The sequence below is a fragment of the uncultured Xanthomarina sp. genome (assembly GCF_963971605.1).
In the GTDB taxonomy this organism is placed as follows: Bacteria; Bacteroidota; Bacteroidia; order Flavobacteriales; family Flavobacteriaceae; genus Xanthomarina; species Xanthomarina gelatinilytica.
In genome coordinates, this window is record NZ_CAXATZ010000026.1 from 26,634 (window position 1) to 41,795 (window position 15,162).

A 15,162-nucleotide genomic window follows, 5' to 3' on the forward strand; every position below is an offset into this window, starting at 1 on the left:
ATGCTAACATAAATATCGCGTACTTAGAATTCAAATGATTACTAAATTTCAATTATTATGAGATACTTTTTTGCCATCATTATATTTTTGGGCTTCTTTTTGGGATGTCAAAAAAACCAAGAGCTTACTCAAACCGAATCCAAATCGGTTTACATGGATTATTCAAATAGTGAAGATCAATTCACTGGAGGCATTAACATGATCCCAATTACAACGTCCAAAGGCATATTCAAAGTTTATACAAAACGTGTTGGAAACAATCCTAAAATAAAAGTCTTACTCCTACATGGAGGACCAGGTGGTACGCATGAATTTTTTGATTGTTTTGATGGCTATTTTCCAAACGAAGAAATAGAATATGTGTATTACGATCAATTGGATTCCTATTATAGCGATAAACCAAACGATTCAACCCTTTGGACCACAGAACATTTTGTGGAAGAAGTTGAACAGGTAAGAAAGGCTTTGAATATGGACAAAAACAATTTCTATCTATATGGCCAATCTTGGGGAGGCATACTTGCTATGGAGTACGCATTAAAATATCAAGACAATTTAAAAGGATTGATAATTTCCAATATGATGTCGAGTGCTCCAGAATATGGTAAATATGCTGAAGAAGTCTTAGGCCCACAAATGCCTCCTGAAGTTTTAAAGGAAATCAAAGAGTTAGAGGCAAAAGAGGATTATGCAAACCCAAGATATACAGAGCTATTAATGACCCATTACTATAGCAAACACGCGCTTCGTTTACCATTGGAAGAATGGCCAAAGTCTGTTGAATTAGCTTTTCAACACTTAAATCCAAAAATTTATCTCTACATGCAAGGACCAAGTGAATTTAGCATGGCAGGAAACGCAACCCTAAAAAACTGGGATGTTTCAGACAGATTAAAAACAATCAATACACCAACTCTTGTTATTGGTGCAACACATGATACCATGGACCCTAAACATATGGAATGGATGGCAAACGAACTTCCAAACGGTCGTTTTCTATTATGTCCCAACGGAAGTCATCTAGCCCAATACGACGATCAAAAAGTATATTTCAAAGGTCTAATTTCATTTATAAAGGATGTTGATGACGGTACCTTTAAATAATTACCCATCTCTAAAAATCAGGCAAATTATGTCAAGCGAATTGTTTTTTTAAGTATCTTTAAATCACTTAAAACATCTCATTATGAAACGCTTAGCTTTTATTCTGTGTGTGTTTTGTTTTCTTTCAAAACTAGTCGCACAAGAACAAAAAGCCCCATCTCCTATTCTATTTATCTACGATGCCAGTGGTTCCATGTGGGGACAATTAGACGGTAAAACAAAAAAAGACATTGCTTCTGAGGTATTAGCCACCACTGTGAGCAGTTTACCAGAAAACCAAAATATTGGGCTTATGGCTTATGGTCACCGAGAAAAAGGAGATTGTAATGACATTGAGTTATTGATTAATTTAAACAACAGCTCCAAAACCAGCATCACCAATTCGGTTAGTAAAATAAATGCTTTAGGAAAAACACCTTTAGCGCGTTCTGCCGCACAAGCCATTAATTCATTAAAGGAAAGCGGTACCAAAGCTACCATCATTTTAATTACCGATGGTATTGAATCCTGCGATGGCAATATTTGTGATGTCGTTGCAAAGGCTAAAGCAGATGGCATTGATTTTAAACTCCACATTGTAGGTTTTGGACTGAAAGAAGCAGAAACCGAACAACTAAAATGCGCTGCAGATGCTGGTGGTGGTAACTACTATAATGCTGCAGATGCCAGTGGTTTAGGTGAAGGACTTATAGAGGCCACAACACAAACCGTAGATAAACCTGAAGGCAATTTTTCTATTTATGCCTCAAAAAACGGAGAACCTGTAGATGCATGGATAGTTGCAAAAAAAACAGGTACCAATGAAGCTATTGATGGCTCCAGAACCTATAGAGATTCAGGTTGGGTGTATCTACCTCCTGGAAAGTACGATATTGCCATTAAACCACTTGAAGGCACAGATATTCCTGGAACTTCAATTACTGTGGAAATGAAAGAAGGCGACATCAAACATGAAAACATCAGTTTTGATGGTGGCACTTTAGCGGTAACAACTACAAATAATGATGAAGGTTGGGATACCATGGTAAAAATGCTTGATATTAATTCAGGAAAAGTGGTTGCCCAAACTAGAACTTATGGTGAACAAAAAACCATGGAAGTTCCAGCAGGATATTATAAGATTACCTTTCAAGCGCTTGCCATGAAAGGTGTTGACACCTACTTTGAAATTAATAATATTGAAATAACATCTAATTCAACAACTCCAATAACACATAATTTTGAAACAGGAATTGCCATGATTGGCGTACAAACATCAAATGGAGAGCTTATTGATGCCACAGTGAATTTTACAGAAATAAATTCCAAAACCTGGGTCGCTGGTTCACGAACATACACCTCTACAAATAACAATCCACGTGAATTTTTATTAAATCCTGGTACATATAGTGTAAAAGTTGTGACTTTGGGAGCTCATAAAGGCAACTCAGAAACCTTTACTATTGAAGTAAAACAAGGTGAAACCGTTACAAAAATACTAAGCTTTTAATCATGGCACATCAAGCAGTTAAGCCCTATAGTTTTTTAATGTACTTTTTAGCCATTATTGCATTTTTCTTTCTAGGCATCGTTTATGCTAGCATTACAGAAGCAGGAAAAGGACAAATGTTGGCTGGTGGTGCCATTGTGTTTGGTTATGGTGTGATTGGCGCGTTTATTGGGTTGTGTTTATCAATATTTACAGCTATAAAAGCTGAACGACATAGTATCATTAAAATTAATGGTTTGTTAACGCTCATTATTGTTGCGTCTTTTGCATATTTCTATGTCAATTACCAAAAGCGTCAACGAGAAAAATTAGAGAACGAACAGCAAAAAATAGAACGACCAAAAACTCAAGAAACCACAAATAAAGCACAAACAAAACCAATGGCAATGTTTTTAAATCCAGAGATAAGGAGGCAAACGACTTCTGAAATGGGTTTGGGTATGTTCACACCTAATTTCTATGAAAACAAGGTATTGTATTTCTATGGTAACCTAACCCATGGAAAATCGGTTCAAGAACACATGCCAACTGATAGTATTACCTTCAAACAACGCGAATATGGCGGTTTTGATATTGCAACTGCGCCACCTTGGTTGGTTCCAGAACATTTAAAATTGGATTACGACCTACTGTATTTTAAAGTCAAATCCATTTCGCTCGATTTTATTGAAGTCATCGTTAATTCAACCAATAATCAAACTGCATTTGTGGATCGCTATTCTGGAAAATTACATTATTGGCCTGAATTCTTGTTAGGTGTTCATAGTATTGAATTTCCAGAGCCTTCAAAACACAAAATATATGTAAAGCCTTTAGATCATGCAGGAACAATTGCAACCTCTTACAGTTTTATGCGTCCTGTAAAAATTCAAAATGATTGGATGTATGTTGAACTCATGGATGATAACTTCAATAAAAAAGGAAATGGTTGGATCCGTTGGACTAAAAACAGCAAAATGCTTATCACTTATAATTTATTGAGTTAGTTTAAACTATGATAAAGGTTTTTAGAAAAATACGTCAAAACTTAATTAAGAAAAAAAGAGTGAGCAAGTGTATATTTATTCCTTTAATTAAATTTTTCTAGTTGTTGTTGGATTTTTGAGTAAAAAATAGAAATAAAGCAAAAAGCCCTCATTTAACCGATTATATTGGAGTTCCTTAGTTTATCCAACACGCTTTGTAGCTCTTCTTCTTTTTGTGTTCCTATTAAATATTTTTTCTTGTTAAAGAGTTCCAAAGATAAGCCTTTGTTCCCTTTCATGTTATAGACTATGCCATGAGTCAGTCCTATTCTTATTCCATAACCAAGAAATCTATATTTTATAACTCGTGCAGATTTGATGTCTGTCCATAAAAAATGTTTCTTTACAAAAGGAAAAAAACTAACACGAACGCCATCATTATTAATTTCAGTCTTTAAGCGCATAAGCCAGAATAAAACAATAATTCCAAAAATAAATGCAGAAAACAGCATAAGACCAACATCAGACATGGGATTGTTTCCAAATGCTTCTCCAAGAACAAACTGTTTGTAAATACCAAAAACCGGAATATTACCAAGTCCTATTATAATAAGCCAAAGCCACCACTGTGAAAATCTTTGTTCTTCTTTAAAAAAGACATTCATAAAACAAACTATTTAACCAAACCATAGGTATCAAACAAATAGACCAAACTTGCCATGGTAGCTGCCCCAAGTTCCAACTCACGCTTATTTACAGCATCAAAGGTATCATTTGCAGCATGATGGTAATCGAAATAACGTTGAGAATCTGGACGCAAACCAGCCAAGACATTGGTATCTGTTTTTAAAGGTCCAACGTCTGCGCCACTACCTCCTTTTTCAAAATAATGTATTAAATAAGGTTTAAATAACTCTTTCCAGCCCAAAACTTGATTAAAGTTTGCATCATTACAATCAAAACTAAATCCTCTAGGTGTAAAACCTCCAGCATCACTTTCCAAAGAAAAAATATGTGTCTCTCCTTTTTGTTTGGCGACCTCAGCATACTTTGTGGCACCACGAAGTCCGTTTTCCTCATTCATAAATAACACCACTCGAATACTGCGTTTAGGCTTGATACCTGTTTCTTTAAACAACCTTAGCACTTCCATAGACTGTACAACTCCTGCTCCATCGTCGTGAGCTCCATCTCCCAAATCCCAGGAATCCAGGTGTCCTCCAACTACTATATACTCGTTTGGAAACTGACTCCCTTTAATTTCACCAATCACATTGTAAGATTGAACATCATTTAATTGCTTACAGGTTTGGCTGAAATAAAATTTAATATCCTTATTTAAAGCCAACATACTACTTAAGGTATTGGCATCGTTGGTACTTATGGCTGCTGAAGGAATACGTTTGGACAATGGTAAATTACCATAAGTCATACTTCCTGTATGTGGGAAATTGTCTTGTCGTAAACTTAATGAACGAACCAAGACTCCAACAGCTCCATACTTTGCAGCTTCCATAGCTCCCGAATATCTTTGATTCACACAACCTCCATAAGCCTCGAAAGTCTGGATTAAATCGGCTTGCATTGGTTTGTTAAAAAACACTATTTTCCCTTCAATGTTTTCTTTTCCTAGAGCCTCTAACTCATCCATGCTCTTAACCTCCACCACATGAGCTTTTATACCTCCAAACGGTGTTGCAATAGAACCTCCCAAGGCACAAATATTCACATTGGTTGTGGCTCCAAAAGCCGATTCTATAAAAGCAAATTCTGGCGCACCACGAACCCATTTAGGCACCATAACCGGTTGAAGCCAAACTTTGTCCAAGCCTAATTTTTCGAGTTCTTCTTTTGTGTACTCTACTGCTTTTTCTGCATTTAAGGAACCTGACAAACGTCCACCTATTTGATTAGACAAATGGTCCAACCATTGATAACTGTTGCCATTTGTTAAAGAGGTTTTGTATAGATTTTTTATAACCTCTGTATCGGTTTGTGCAGTTGTGTTTAAAACTAAAAATAAACTAAGAAATAAAATGATGTATCGCATGGGAAAAAATTAAAAAATAAAAATACTGTTATTAAAAAAACAAATTGTTGAACAGATTATAAAAGTCGGTTTTTTTATTGCTCACTTTCCAGTTGTTTTTTATAAAGCTCCAAATTTGCTTTAACCTCATCATCCAATTCCGGTTCTTTAATATCCTTATATTGCTTTAAAGCTTCGTATATAATATGAGCCACAAGAATTCTAGCTGTAGGCTTATCGTCTGCAGGAATGGCGTACCAAGGCGCATGAGGTTTGGATGTTCTGTTTATGGCATCTTGATAAAATGCTTGATATTCATCCCAGAGTTCCCGTTCTTTTAAATCGTTAGGAGAGAATTTCCAGTTTTTGTTTTTCTTTTCCAACCTACGAAGCAATCGGTTTTTTTGTTCGTCTTTAGAAAGATGTAGATAAAATTTAAAAATTATGGTGCCGTTTTCTGCTATGTGTTTTTCAAAATTAATTATCTGTTCAAAACGTTTATCCCAAAAAGTATCGTTAATATCATCCAAAGAAGTAACATCTGGTAAATTTTCGCCTAAAATATATTCTGGATGTACGCGAGTTACCAACACATTTTCATAATGTGTTCTATTAAAAACCCCTACTTTTCCTCTAGCGGGAAGCGCAATATAATGTCGCCATAAATAATCGTGTTTCAGCTCCAATGGAGTTGGCACTTTAAAACTATGTACCACAACACCTCTAGCATTTAGGTCTTTAAAAACCTCACGGATCAAACTGTCTTTTCCAGCTGTATCCATGCCTTGCAAACACACCAAAACCGCATATTTACCATGTGCATACATGGTATCTTGGAGCTTGGCCAGTTTTTTTCTTATATCCTCAAGTTCCGACTCGATTTTTTTGTTGCTCGCGTCAAGATCGATAGATGTTTTAACATCTTTTAATTTTATAGGTTTGGTAACTTTAAACTGATCACTATCTATATGTTTCATGTTGCAAAGGGTTTAAGTCCAATTTATTTTGAAGCAAATAGTTTCACGTCTTGCTCACCTACTTCCTTCTCACCAAGAATGATAAGTCTTTCAACCACATTTCTGAGTTCACGAATATTTCCGGTCCAATCGTAATCCTGAAGCATTTTTACTGCTTTTTCAGAAAATGATTTTTTTGCCGTACCATGTTCGTTGGAAATTTTTTCAGTGAAATACTCAATCAATAATGGAATATCTTCCCGTCTATCGTTTAAAGGTGGTACCTTAATCAAGATAACTGCCAAACGATGATAGAGGTCTTCGCGAAATTTTCCTTCGTCTATCTCTTTTTTTAAGTCTTTGTTGGTTGCAGCTATTACGCGTACATCCACCTTGATGTCTTTATCGCTTCCTACACGCTGAATCCTGCTTTCTTGCAAAGCCCTTAACACTTTGGCCTGTGCAGAAAGGCTCATATCGCCAATTTCATCCAAAAAGATGGTGCCTCCATTAGCTGCTTCAAATTTTCCCGCTCGATCTTTTACAGCACTTGTAAAAGCACCTTTTACATGACCAAACAATTCACTCTCTATGAGTTCTGAAGGGATTGCAGCACAATTGACTTCAACTAAAGGTCCAGAGGAGCGTTCGCTTTTTTGATGCAACCAATGCGCCACGAGTTCTTTTCCTGTTCCATTTGGTCCAGTAATCAGCACACGAGCATCTGTAGGAGCAACTTTATCAATCATACCTTTAATATTGGTAATAGCTTCACTTTCCCCAATCATTTCAAAATTCTTGCTTACCTTCTTTTTAAGCATTTTGTTTTCCACAACCAATTCCTTGCTGTTTAGAGCAATACGGACAGTGTTCAACAAACGGTTTAGGTCTGGCGGTTTTGAAATATAATCGAAAGCGCCCAATCTCATGGTATTAACAGCTGTATCCAAATCGCCATGACCGGAAATCATGACAATAGGTATTTCAGGTTTTATTTTTTTTACGGCTTCCAAGACTTCAACCCCATCCATTTTTGGCATTTTGATATCGCATAAAATCAAATCGAAATCTTCGTTTTTAATTTTCTCAATACCTATAAGGCCATCTTCAGCTTCTTCTACTTGATAGTTGTTGTTCTCTTCTGAGAGAATTTTAACCAATACGCGTCTAATGGCTGCTTCGTCTTCTATAATTAATATTCTTGGCATCTTTTAATTCTTTTTTTCAATAATATGAATGTCTCTTTGTGGAAACGGGATACTGACATTATTTTCCCTAAACAACCTGTCTATTTCAAACCTAATATCGCTAGATGGGAACTGGGCCTTAAAACTATCGTTTAAGGTAAAAATCAACTTAAAATTTAATGAGCTGTCTCCAAAATCCGTGAACAAAACCACTGGTTCTGGTTGACTTAAAACTTCTGGGTGTTTATTGGCTGCTTCCAACAATAACTTTTTTACCAGTTGTACATCGCTGCCATAAGCTACTCCTACCGAGACACTCTCTCTTGTGGAGGTATCGTTTTGGGTCCAATTGTACAAACTGTTTGTAAGATATAAGTGATTGGGTATAACCAATACTTTATTATCTATTGTAACGGCTCTGGTTGTGCGTAGCTTTATTTCTTCCACACGTCCTATTTTACCTTCTATTTCTATAATGTCCCCTACATGCAAACTTTGGTCTATTAATATAAAAACTCCAGAAATAATATCTTGGAATAAGGTTTGTAAGGCTAGACCAACACCTATCAACAGGGCTGCAGATGCAGCAAAAATAGCGGTAACGTTTACACCTACAGAATCGAACACTATCAATAATACAATAATGTAAACCAACCATCTGGCAAAAGAAAACACAGTATTGAATTTAGCTTTGTCTGCTTTTGGCAGCCTTCTGGAGAATATACGCCTTAAAAAATTTAAAACAATGGTAGTGATGATGTAAATAACAAACACCAACAAAACCAAGCCTATGGTTATCTTTATGGTTTTATCTTCATTAACGTATAAAACAGTCCTTAAAAAATCCAAAAACGTTTCCCAAGCGCCACTATCTGTCACTATTTCCTCTATTTCATCTAAATGATTCTGCATGTAAGATTAATATTTAACCCATTTTAGTAATTCTTTATAACTTGGTTTTTTTCCATACATTAAAATACCCACACGATAAATTTTAGCTGCAAACCAAACTGTAAAAATAAAAGTCCCTATCAATAAAGCTAAAGATACCAATTGCTGCCAAATAGGCACACCAAAGGGAATTCGCATAAGCATGACAACTGGCGATGTAAAAGGAATAAATGAAAACACTGTTGAAACGGTTCCGTGAGGATCTTCTATAACCGTAAAAATGCCAATATAAACAGCTAATATCAATGGCATTAAAATAGGTAGCAAAAACTGTTGGGTATCTGTTTCGTTATCAACAGCCGCTCCAATGGCCGCATAAAGCGAACTGTACAACAAGTAGCCTCCAATAAAAAACAGGATAAAGGCTATAATTAAATTGGTAATAGGAAGATTGTAAAAAGCTGTAATAACATTTTGGATTTCGGTATTGACATCTGGATTTTGCATGGCTTGATTTAAGATTTCCTGCTGACCTGTTTGTGATTGTGCAAAATCTATTCCGAAAACCATGGATAAAACCGTCATTAAAACACCTCCCAAAATAATCCAGATTACAAACTGGGTGATTCCTGCCAAAGAGGTTCCAATAATTTTACCCAACATAAGCTGGATGGGTTTGACAGACGAAATAATGATCTCTATGATGCGACTGGTTTTTTCCTCTATCACGCTTCGCATGATCATATTACCATAAATAATGATAAACATAAACAGTAAATATCCTGCCAAACCACCAAATATAAGCTTTACAACACTATCTATTTTTGAGGTTTTTTCACCTATAAAACTTTCTTGACCTATGTTTACACGTACTCTGGAAGCTTTAATTTTTTCAACATCCACGCCTTCAAACTCCAACTTTAAATCTGTGAGTTGCTTTTCCAGTTTGCTTTCCAGGGCAGACATAAGCGTTAACGAAGGGGATTCTTCTGAAAAAAACTTGATATGTTCGCCCAACTTATCTATATCCTTAAAATTTTCTATGTATAGCAAGCCATATTCCTCATTTTTATGGACTTGTTCCTTGGCTTCTTCCAGAGACATGTTTTCCAAAATATGATACGTCAGGTTGTCTGTGTCTGTAAAAGAATGCTTTAAAATTCCAGATTGATCCAAAATGGATATGGTTCGTTGCTTATTGTTATTTATTTGAGAAAGATAAGCCACAACAGCTATAAGCGCAATCATGATGATTGGACTTAAAATGGTCATGACTATAAACGATTTGTTTTTAACCTTGGTTAAATATTCTCTTTCTATGATTAATGATAAATGATTCATATTAATTATTCTTTATGGCTTGAATAAAAATATCGTTGGCACTTGGAATTAGCTCAACAAAATGCGAAACTTCCCCTTTAGAAGTTAAAAAACTCAACAAATCATTTGGGACATCCTTTTCTGAAAGTTTTACATTAAGCATCAATTCGTCTCCAAGTGTTTTAAAACTTGCAGGCGATACCACAAATTTTTCTGAGAGTTCTTTCTCCAGCAGCAAATTATTGGAGGTTCTGATGCCAACTTCGAAGGTGTTGGTTTTAAACTGCTTTTTAATATCTGTGAGCTTCCCATCCAGAATTTTATTGGATTGATGAATCAATGCAATTTGATCGCACAATTCTTCTACGGATTCCATTCTATGGGTTGAAAAAATAACAGTCGCTCCATTGTCTCTCAACCTTAAAATTTCATCTTTAATAAGAATGGCGTTTATGGGATCGAAGCCAGAAAAAGGCTCATCGAATATCAACAACTTTGGTTCGTGTAAAACCGTTACAATAAATTGTATTTTTTGGGCCATTCCCTTGGAAAGTTCCTGGATTTTCTTGTTCCACCAATCTCCAATTTCCAATCTCTCAAACCAATATTTCAATCGGGTTTTGGCTTCTGCTTTGCTCAAACCCTTTAGCCTAGCCAAATACATGGCTTGTTCACCAACTTTCATGGATTTATAAAGGCCACGTTCTTCAGGCAAATAGCCTATGTCCTTAATATGATGTGTTTGAAGTGGTTCTCCATCTAAAAACACCTGCCCAGTGTCTGGCATGGTAATTTGATTGATAATGCGAATTAATGTGGTTTTACCTGCCCCATTTGGACCAAGAAGTCCAAAAATACTTCCTTTAGGTACAGAAATAGACACTTGATTAAGTGCTGTAAAGTTGCCAAATTTTTTAGAAACCGATTGTGCTTCTAATAAGTTGTTCATATAGGTTGGTTATTTATGATACGTAAAGATATTAAATGTCATAAAGTAATCCTTAATATCCGGAAATAATTTAAAAGCCATAAAAAAAACAAAACCCACCCTGAAATATATAATATTTTAGGATGGGAAAAAATTGCTATGAAAAAGAAAAAAACCACTATTTAAAAATAGTGATATTTCAAAGATAGTGTTTTTTAATAAACTATCGATATTTAGATACAAATAAGTTGTTAAAACAAAAAAAATCCCTCTATTGAAGAGGGATTCGTGGAAGTATATTTTTTTAAGAAAACATGTCTTTTACTTTCTCAAAGAAAGATTTGTCTGAACTTTCTGGTTTTGGCGCAAAATGTTCATCGTCTTTCATGGTTTCAAAAAAGTCTTTTTGTTGTTTGTTTAAGGTTTTTGGTGTCCATACGTTTACATGAACCAATAAATCCCCTTTTCCATATCCATTGATACTAGGAATCCCCTTCCCTCTTAAACGCAATATTTTTCCAGATTGCACTCCTGCTTCTACTTTAATACGTACTTTTCCTGTTACTGTATCTATCTCTTTGGAAGTCCCTAAAACAGCATCTGGCAAACTTATATACAAATCGTAATGCAAATTGTCTCCTTCACGTTGTAAGGTGGCGTGCTTTTCTTCTTCAATGGCTACAAGCAAATCTCCAGAAACCCCATTCCCAGGAGCTTCGTTACCTTTACCAGAAACTTTAAGTTGCATGCCATCTACAACTCCTGCCGGAATTTTTATGGAAACTGTTTCTTCTTTAACAATTAAACCATGAGCATCTGCACCATCGGGCTTTTTATCAATGGTTTGACCAGCTCCACCACAGGTTGTACAGGTTGTTGCAGTTTGCATTCGTCCTAAAATAGTATTTGTAATACGTGTTACCTGTCCAGAACCATGACACATACTACAGGTTTTGTAGGTGGTTCCACTGGCTTGGACCTTACGTCTTACTTTCACTTTTTTCTCAACACCATTGGCTATTTCTTCTAAGGTTAATTTTACCCTAATACGCAAATTACTACCTTTTACACGACGTTGCTGACCTCCAAAGCCACCTCCAAAACCAGAGAATCCACCTCCACCTCCAAAGGCACCTCCAAAAATATCGCCAAATTGGCTAAATATGTCATCCATATTCATGCCTCCACCACCAAAGCCACCATTGCCATCAAAGGCTTGGTGCCCAAATTGGTCGTAGCGCGCTTTTTTATCGGCATTGCTCAAGACCTCATAGGCTTCTGCTGCTTCTTTAAATTTTGTTTCAGCTTCTTTGTCGTTCGGGTTTTTATCAGGATGATATTTTAAGGCCATTTTTCTGTATGCCTTTTTTATTTCGGCTGCACTGGCATTTTTATCAATCCCTAAAATCTCGTAATAATCTCGTTTTGCCATATGTTTATTGTCCTATAACTACTTTTGGAAATCTAATTATTTTATCGCCTAGTTTGTATCCTTTTTCAACCACATCCACAATTTTACCTTTCAAATCGTCTGATGGTGCAGGAATTTGCGTTATCGCCTCATGTATATCTGCATTGAAAACATCTCCTGACTCTAGCTCTATTTCTTCAAGCCCTTTACCTTTTAAGGTGTTCTTTAATTTACTGTTAATAAGCTCCACGCCTTTTAAAAGTTCTTTTTCTTTGGTCTTGGAAATTTCGGAATAGGCTCTATCAAAATCATCTAAAATAGGCAGCAAAGATAGCATGACGTCTTGACTTGCAGTTTTAAACAATTCAATACGCTCTTTGGCAGTACGTCTTTTATAGTTTTCAAATTCGGCAAATAAACGTAAAAATTTATCTTTTTCCAGTTTCAGTTCTTCTTGAAGCTGTTCTTCCTTACTTAACTCTTCTTGTTCCATAACTTGGTCATCAACTTGATTTTCAGTTTGATTTTCAACTTGACCCGAAGTTATATCTGTTTTTTCATCATTCTTACTCATAGTTGTACTTGTAAATATTAAATACTTTTTAAAGATGGCAAAAGTACTGCCATTATTGTAAAAATGTCAAAATGTCACCAAAAAATTTTAATATTTTTTTTAGATTATATTATCTGGCAAATATGTATTTTTGCTACTTAACACTAAAAACAATAACTTATTATGAAAAAAAGATTTCTTACAGTTTTAACAGTAGCAACTTTGGCAATTGCTTTTACCAGTTGTAAAGATAAAGCCAAGGAAGCAGAAACTACTGAAGCTGAAGTTGCTGCAGAAACAACAGATGTTTCAACCAAATATATAGTAGACACAGAAAGATCTACCATAATGTGGACAGGTCACAAACCTACAGGGTCCCATAACGGAACCATTGCCTTGGACAGTGGTGTGGTAACTTTAAACAACGACACCTTGGAAAGTGGTACGTTTTTAATTGATATGAATTCCATTACTGTAAAAGACATTCCTGCAGAAGAAGAGGACAATGCAAAACTTACAGGACATTTAAAAAGCCCTGACTTTTTCCATGTTGAGCAGTTCCCTGTATCTGCTTTTGAAGTGACTGGAATGGAAACTGTTGAAGGTAAAACCATGTTGTCTGGAAACTTAAAAATGAAAGATGCTGTTAACAATATCAAGATTCCTGTAACAGTAGACCAAAATGGCGACGCTTTAACCATTACCAGTGAAACGTTTACCATTGACCGTTCTAAATGGAATGTTCAATATGGTTCTAAATCATTTTTTGATAATTTAGGTGATAAGTTTATTAACGACGAAATAGAATTACAAATCAACATTACTGCCACTAAAGCTTAACGATGATTTTCTAAAATAAAAAAACCGTTACAACACTTGTAACGGTTTTTTTTTACAATAAATCTTCCAATGCTGGTTTGAGATTAACAAACTTATGTTCAAAATCAGTGTCAATGATCTTTTTTGAACACACTCGCTGACTTTCAAAAAGCAACACATGCATTTCCCCTAGAATCAATTTCATGACAACCTTGGGAATGTTTGGCAACCACAAGGGTTTATTTAATGTTCTCCCAATGGCTTTTGTTAATTCTTGATTGGTAACAGGGTTTGGTGCTACTCCATTATAAACACCTTCCAGTCCGTTCTCCAAAACATGAATGAATATTCTGGCCAAATCTTTTTTATGAATCCAGGATTGCCACTGAAGACCACTTCCAAAAGCTGCTCCAAAACCGTATTTGGTAGGTTTAACCATTTGTGGCAAAGCACCTTCTTTTGCATCCAACACCAAACCAATTCTAATTTTTGAGACTTTCATATTTAAATTGGAAAAAGCATCTGCTGCCTCTTCCCATTCCTTGGCCACTTTCCCTAAAAACCCTGTAGAGGTGTTTTTATAATTCTCTTCGTAATAATTAGTTAAAGAATCTGGGTAGATGCCAATGGCACTTGCCGATATTATTTGATTGATTTTGATGTTTTCTTTCTCTATGGCAGATTTTAAAAGCTGTAAACTTTGCAGCCTACTGTTTATAATTTTTTGTTTGTAGCTGGAGGTCCACCTATTGGAAATGGGAGCTCCTGCCAAATTTATTATAGCATCGACCCCTTGAAAGCACGACACATCAATTTCATTATTGGCTGGATTCCAATAAAACCCTTTATAGTGTTCTCTATTTTCAATTTTATGCTTTGAGGTAGTTAAGTAATGTACAGAAATAGCATGTTTTTTACATTGAGCTACAATGGCATTTCCTACTAATCCTGTGGCTCCTGTAATTAAAACTTTCATAGTCAATTTTTATTTAAAGATACAGATTTACCAATGCTATAGCAGTCACTTTAAATAAGGTTTAACAGATTTAACGAAAGTTTAGGGTTTATGAACGTAAATGGCTAGATAAACACTTAATTATAGAGCCTAGTTTTTCCTCTTGGCATTTATCCCGAAATATTATAAACTTGGAGTCGCTGTTTGTTTTGTAGCACGAAGCATTTGACTTGTAAATCTCTCCAAATGCTATAAGCCTTTACTGGCTCTTAGCATTTCACGTTTTCCTGGAGGTCCAGGAAGTTTTTCAACAGTAAAACCAACGGCTTGCATGGCTCGACGCACACTCCCTTTGGCTGAATAAGTCACCAAGACACCTGATGGCATTAGAGCATCAAACATTATTTTAAACACAGATTCGGTCCATAGGTTTGGTTGGACACGTGGCCCAAATGCGTCAAAATATATTAAGTGATGTGTATTTGTATCAGTGATGTCTTTAAACATCTTTTGCTGCTTTAACAAACTGAAGTGTGGCGATATTTTTTGAAAGGT

General features: G+C 35.6%; 15 protein-coding genes. 4 read left to right on the forward strand and 11 right to left on the reverse strand.

The window, feature by feature from the left end; genetic code table 11:
• The first annotated feature begins 57 nt into the window (after window positions 1-57).
• From AACY93_RS10040 to AACY93_RS10050, 3 genes are all read left to right on the forward strand, one after another.
• Window positions 58-1,104, forward strand: a complete 1,047-nt coding sequence (locus AACY93_RS10040) for a proline iminopeptidase-family hydrolase (RefSeq protein ID WP_287006330.1) — start codon at window positions 58-60, stop codon at window positions 1,102-1,104.
• Between the two features lie 82 nt (window positions 1,105-1,186).
• On the forward strand, window positions 1,187-2,593 hold the full coding sequence (locus tag AACY93_RS10045) for a VWA domain-containing protein (protein WP_287006328.1): 1,407 nt from the start codon (window positions 1,187-1,189) through the stop codon (window positions 2,591-2,593).
• 2 nt (window positions 2,594-2,595) lie between these two features.
• The gene (locus tag AACY93_RS10050; RefSeq protein WP_287006326.1) at window positions 2,596-3,579 is read left to right on the forward strand and encodes a hypothetical protein; all 984 of its coding nucleotides are present in this window, start codon (window positions 2,596-2,598) and stop codon (window positions 3,577-3,579) included.
• Between the two features lie 152 nt (window positions 3,580-3,731).
• On the opposite strand, the gene AACY93_RS10055 is transcribed toward AACY93_RS10050, so the two are convergent.
• The 9 genes from AACY93_RS10055 to AACY93_RS10095 form a co-directional block, all read right to left on the reverse strand.
• A complete protein-coding gene (locus AACY93_RS10055; RefSeq protein ID WP_286853340.1) occupies window positions 3,732-4,223 on the reverse strand; it encodes a hypothetical protein in 492 nt (163 codons plus the stop codon).
• A gap of 8 nt (window positions 4,224-4,231) precedes the next feature.
• Window positions 4,232-5,608 carry a M20/M25/M40 family metallo-hydrolase gene (locus AACY93_RS10060; protein WP_287006324.1) on the reverse strand — a complete coding sequence of 459 codons (1,377 nt, stop codon included), beginning with the start codon at window positions 5,606-5,608 and terminating at the stop codon, window positions 4,232-4,234.
• 74 nt (window positions 5,609-5,682) lie between these two features.
• The gene (locus AACY93_RS10065) at window positions 5,683-6,564 is read right to left on the reverse strand and encodes a PPK2 family polyphosphate kinase (RefSeq protein WP_287006323.1); all 882 of its coding nucleotides are present in this window, start codon (window positions 6,562-6,564) and stop codon (window positions 5,683-5,685) included.
• A 23-nt stretch (window positions 6,565-6,587) separates the two neighbouring features.
• Window positions 6,588-7,751 (reverse strand): sigma-54 dependent transcriptional regulator, encoded by a 1,164-nt coding sequence (locus AACY93_RS10070; protein WP_287006322.1) that lies wholly within the window; start codon window positions 7,749-7,751, stop codon window positions 6,588-6,590.
• A 3-nt stretch (window positions 7,752-7,754) separates the two neighbouring features.
• Window positions 7,755-8,642 carry a mechanosensitive ion channel domain-containing protein gene (locus AACY93_RS10075; protein ID WP_287006321.1) on the reverse strand — a complete coding sequence of 296 codons (888 nt, stop codon included), beginning with the start codon at window positions 8,640-8,642 and terminating at the stop codon, window positions 7,755-7,757.
• A gap of 6 nt (window positions 8,643-8,648) precedes the next feature.
• The gene (locus tag AACY93_RS10080; protein ID WP_007650083.1) at window positions 8,649-9,962 is read right to left on the reverse strand and encodes an ABC transporter permease; all 1,314 of its coding nucleotides are present in this window, start codon (window positions 9,960-9,962) and stop codon (window positions 8,649-8,651) included.
• Window position 9,963: 1 nt separating this feature from the next.
• Window positions 9,964-10,890, reverse strand: a complete 927-nt coding sequence (locus AACY93_RS10085; RefSeq protein ID WP_007650082.1) for an ABC transporter ATP-binding protein — start codon at window positions 10,888-10,890, stop codon at window positions 9,964-9,966.
• Window positions 10,891-11,173: 283 nt separating this feature from the next.
• Complete coding sequence (gene dnaJ / locus AACY93_RS10090) at window positions 11,174-12,301, reverse strand: molecular chaperone DnaJ (RefSeq protein ID WP_007650081.1); 1,128 nt, start codon at window positions 12,299-12,301, stop codon at window positions 11,174-11,176.
• A gap of 4 nt (window positions 12,302-12,305) precedes the next feature.
• Window positions 12,306-12,854 carry a nucleotide exchange factor GrpE gene (locus AACY93_RS10095; RefSeq protein WP_287006318.1) on the reverse strand — a complete coding sequence of 183 codons (549 nt, stop codon included), beginning with the start codon at window positions 12,852-12,854 and terminating at the stop codon, window positions 12,306-12,308.
• A gap of 162 nt (window positions 12,855-13,016) precedes the next feature.
• Between AACY93_RS10095 and AACY93_RS10100 the strand changes: the two genes are divergently transcribed.
• Window positions 13,017-13,673, forward strand: coding sequence for a YceI family protein (locus tag AACY93_RS10100; protein ID WP_287006317.1), 657 nt, complete (start codon window positions 13,017-13,019; stop codon window positions 13,671-13,673).
• Between the two features lie 52 nt (window positions 13,674-13,725).
• Here AACY93_RS10100 and AACY93_RS10105 read toward each other — a convergent pair whose 3' ends face one another.
• Together AACY93_RS10105 and AACY93_RS10110 are read right to left on the reverse strand one after the other, a co-directional pair.
• Window positions 13,726-14,628: a TIGR01777 family oxidoreductase gene (locus AACY93_RS10105; RefSeq protein ID WP_287006315.1), complete on the reverse strand. Its 903-nt coding sequence runs from the start codon at window positions 14,626-14,628 to the stop codon at window positions 13,726-13,728.
• Between the two features lie 228 nt (window positions 14,629-14,856).
• Window positions 14,857-15,162, reverse strand: a 306-nt coding sequence (locus AACY93_RS10110) for an MnmC family methyltransferase (protein ID WP_339611870.1), incomplete at its 5' end; no start/stop codon positions are given.

Excerpts from the sequence above, each read along its gene's own strand:
- AACY93_RS10060 (WP_287006324.1), bottom strand. The coding sequence starts at position 5,608 with ATGCGATACATCATTTTATTTCTTAGTTTATTTTTAGTTTTAAACACA.
- AACY93_RS10065 (WP_287006323.1), bottom strand. The coding sequence starts at position 6,564 with ATGAAACATATAGATAGTGATCAGTTTAAAGTTACCAAACCTATAAAA.
- AACY93_RS10105 (WP_287006315.1), bottom strand. The coding sequence starts at position 14,628 with ATGAAAGTTTTAATTACAGGAGCCACAGGATTAGTAGGAAATGCCATT.
- AACY93_RS10100 (WP_287006317.1), top strand. The coding sequence starts at position 13,017 with ATGAAAAAAAGATTTCTTACAGTTTTAACAGTAGCAACTTTGGCAATT.
- AACY93_RS10055 (WP_286853340.1), bottom strand. The coding sequence starts at position 4,223 with ATGAATGTCTTTTTTAAAGAAGAACAAAGATTTTCACAGTGGTGGCTT.
- AACY93_RS10095 (WP_287006318.1), bottom strand. The coding sequence starts at position 12,854 with ATGAGTAAGAATGATGAAAAAACAGATATAACTTCGGGTCAAGTTGAA.
- AACY93_RS10080 (WP_007650083.1), bottom strand. The coding sequence starts at position 9,962 with ATGAATCATTTATCATTAATCATAGAAAGAGAATATTTAACCAAGGTT.
- AACY93_RS10070 (WP_287006322.1), bottom strand. The coding sequence starts at position 7,751 with ATGCCAAGAATATTAATTATAGAAGACGAAGCAGCCATTAGACGCGTA.
- AACY93_RS10085 (WP_007650082.1), bottom strand. The coding sequence starts at position 10,890 with ATGAACAACTTATTAGAAGCACAATCGGTTTCTAAAAAATTTGGCAAC.
- dnaJ (WP_007650081.1), bottom strand. The coding sequence starts at position 12,301 with ATGGCAAAACGAGATTATTACGAGATTTTAGGGATTGATAAAAATGCC.
- AACY93_RS10050 (WP_287006326.1), top strand. The coding sequence starts at position 2,596 with ATGGCACATCAAGCAGTTAAGCCCTATAGTTTTTTAATGTACTTTTTA.
- AACY93_RS10075 (WP_287006321.1), bottom strand. The coding sequence starts at position 8,642 with ATGCAGAATCATTTAGATGAAATAGAGGAAATAGTGACAGATAGTGGC.
- AACY93_RS10040 (WP_287006330.1), top strand. The coding sequence starts at position 58 with ATGAGATACTTTTTTGCCATCATTATATTTTTGGGCTTCTTTTTGGGA.
- AACY93_RS10045 (WP_287006328.1), top strand. The coding sequence starts at position 1,187 with ATGAAACGCTTAGCTTTTATTCTGTGTGTGTTTTGTTTTCTTTCAAAA.